This window comes from Sphingorhabdus sp., assembly GCF_044239005.1.
Lineage (GTDB): Bacteria > Pseudomonadota > Alphaproteobacteria > Sphingomonadales > Sphingomonadaceae > Sphingorhabdus_B.
Genome location: NZ_JBIICH010000181.1, coordinates 1 through 2,572 on the forward strand (window position 1 = coordinate 1; position 2,572 = coordinate 2,572).

3 protein-coding genes are annotated in these 2,572 nt (G+C 53.5%); all 3 read left to right on the top strand.

From position 1 onward, the window contains the following. Positions 1-361: 361 nt before the first annotated feature. The 3 genes from ACILQA_RS10680 to ACILQA_RS10690 all read left to right on the top strand — a co-directional run bounded on the left by ACILQA_RS10680 (position 362) and on the right by ACILQA_RS10690 (position 2,449). Positions 362-664: a hypothetical protein gene (locus tag ACILQA_RS10680; RefSeq protein WP_395629669.1), complete on the top strand. Its 303-nt coding sequence runs from the start codon at positions 362-364 to the stop codon at positions 662-664. Between the two features lie 49 nt (positions 665-713). Beyond that, positions 714-1,874 carry a mechanosensitive ion channel family protein gene (locus ACILQA_RS10685; protein ID WP_395629670.1) on the top strand — a complete coding sequence of 387 codons (1,161 nt, stop codon included), beginning with the start codon at positions 714-716 and terminating at the stop codon, positions 1,872-1,874. A gap of 116 nt (positions 1,875-1,990) precedes the next feature. Next, positions 1,991-2,449: a MaoC family dehydratase gene (locus tag ACILQA_RS10690; RefSeq protein WP_183941912.1), complete on the top strand. Its 459-nt coding sequence runs from the start codon at positions 1,991-1,993 to the stop codon at positions 2,447-2,449. Positions 2,450-2,572: the final 123 nt, after the last annotated feature.

Sequence of the window (2,572 nt, forward strand, 5' to 3'; positions counted from 1 at the left end):
AGCCGTTCCAGAGCAGCTCTTGGTTCTTCCTCCATGGTCATCCCTCCGCTTCGGTTGGAAATATCCTAGACTTGTAGGATTTATCCTATCATTTTTGTTCTATATTTGTTCTAACTGATTCGGGCAAGCAAATCCGGGTCGAACTTGGAGGAGACATTATGCATATCAAACGCCTGATTGAACGGTTTCTGCGTGATCAGGGCCTACCTCCCACCAAGTTCGGGCGCTTGGCAGCGCGCGATCCGCGACTCGTGCTCGACATCAGAATGGGTCGCGAAATCCGACCCGAAATGGAGGAAAAACTGCGGGCGTTTATGTGCAGCTATGGCGAGAGGCCCGACGCACAAGGGAGCCACCGACAATGACGGACCAAGCACCGTCCCACAGCCTTGTTCGTGCGCTTCAAGCGTTAATGCCCCAAGCAAGCATCGCGATACTGCACGAGCGGCCCTGGCATAGCCTTACATTTAGCGGCGCCCAAATATGCCTGTCCGTTGCATTGCCAATAACCGCCGCAGAACAGCGTTCGGCCGTCGCGCAGCTGTTGGAAGATCATGAATTTTCATTGCCGAGCCAACTGGTTGCAGACATCGCCATAACCGAGACCGCGATATTCGACGGCCAATACCGCCTGATTATCGATGCGCTGTTACTGGAGGATTAGCGCATGCCAAAAGGTTGTTAAGCGGCGCATTCGGCCTTACACATAAAATATGACAGCAAAATCAGCACCGGTAATTCAGCGCATTCAACCAGACGCGGTCATTCCACGGTTCCAATGTTATTGGGACGCAACCGTGACGTGGGTTCAGGGCAATGTCTTTGAACTGAGTGTAGCCATTGGCATGGCCATTATCGTTTTCATCGCGCTCAGCTGGTTGAAACGCATTGCGTCCAAAATTGCGCGTGAAACCGAACATCGCGCGCATGTGAAATCAATCGTCGCGCGTACCTTAGCGCGCACGAGCAAGTTTTTCCGGGTCATGGTGTCGATTGAGCTGGTGAACCAGATTGCCAATGCGCCTGCGGCGCTTGCCCATGCCATCGATATTTTATTCACCATCGCGATCGCTGTGCAGGTGGCGATATGGCTGCGCGAGGTCATATTGGGCATGATTGAGCGGCGCGCCGGCGAAGGGCTGCACGAACATGAGACGCTTCAAAGCGCGATGGTCTTAATCCGGCTGCTCGTCAGCTTTGCTTTGTTCGCCGTTGCTGCAATCGTCATTCTCGACAATCTCGGTGTTAACGTCACTGGCCTTGTCGCCGGTCTTGGCGTTGGCGGCATTGCCATTGGTCTTGCTGCCCAGGGGATTTTCTCTGACCTGTTTGCTGCCATATCGATCATTTTTGATAAGCCATTCCGCCGCGGCGACACGGTGTCTTATGACAACACCGTCGCCAGAGTCGAAGTCATCGGCATGAAAAGCACAAGGTTGCGTGCGCTAACGGGTGAAGAGAAGATCATTTCCAACAGCAAGTTGCTTGAGAAGGAAATCACGAACAACACGCTGACGCTCTATCGCCGGGTCACCTTCGTCCTGACACTTGTGTACCAAACCCCGCCCGCCCTTGCGAAGCGGATCCCCGAAATCTTACGCGAAGTCGTCGAAAGCAATGGCGCGCAATTTATCCGCGCTGGGTTCAACAACTTTGCCGCAAGCTCGCTCGATTTCCATCTCGTTTTCGATATCGAAAGCGATGACGTGGAGGTTATGTTTCGGGCGCGGCATGATATCGGCATTGCCATCATCGACCGGTTTGCCCGTGAAGGCATTTCCTTTGCTTATCCCACACAAACCACATTCACCGCAGCCCCCGATGGCCATATGGTGATGCCCTATGCGCCGCCCGCTCCTGCGCCCAAAGCCTGATTCGCGGATGCTGGGTTGCTGGGGCGCAAGCTTGCCGTAACGGCAAATCGCCGGGGCTTGTATTGAACGTTCGAAACCGCCACGGTGCGGCCAAATAGTTTGCAGGAGACACACCCATGACCACTATTACCCCAGCGGAATTCGCGACGAAGGTCGGCGAAAAAATCGGCACTTCTGAATGGATTTTGGTTGATCAGGACATGATCAACAAATTTGCAGATGCAACCGGTGACCACCAGTTCATCCATATCAATGAAGAAATGGCCAAGATGACCCCATTCGGTGGCACCATCGCACATGGATTTTTGACCCTGTCGCTCTTTCCCGTACTCAGCGCGAAGTCCGATTGTCCCAAGATCGAAGGCGTCAAAATGGGCGTCAATTATGGTGGCAACAAAACCCGTTTTCTGGCGCCTGTCCGTTCGGGCAAGCGGGTGCGCGGACATTTCAAACTTCTTGAACTCGTTGAAAAGCGTCCTGGCCAATGGCAGCAGACGCTTGAGTTCACCGTCGAGATTGAGGGTGAAGACAAACCAGCACTTCAGGCTGAATGGATCAGCCAGTTTTTCGTATAATTTTTAATTCAAGGAACCATTACCATGCGTGACGCAGTAATCGTATCAACCGCCCGTACCGCCATCGGCAAAGCCTATCGCGGTGGATTTAACGCAACGCTCGGGCCAACGCTCGGCAGCTAT

What these genes read in the sequence shown, in the direction of transcription:
- ACILQA_RS10680 (WP_395629669.1), top strand. Translation starts at nt 362, where the DNA reads ATGACGGACCAAGCACCGTCCCACAGCCTTGTTCGTGCGCTTCAAGCG.
- ACILQA_RS10685 (WP_395629670.1), top strand. Translation starts at nt 714, where the DNA reads ATGACAGCAAAATCAGCACCGGTAATTCAGCGCATTCAACCAGACGCG.
- ACILQA_RS10690 (WP_183941912.1), top strand. Translation starts at nt 1,991, where the DNA reads ATGACCACTATTACCCCAGCGGAATTCGCGACGAAGGTCGGCGAAAAA.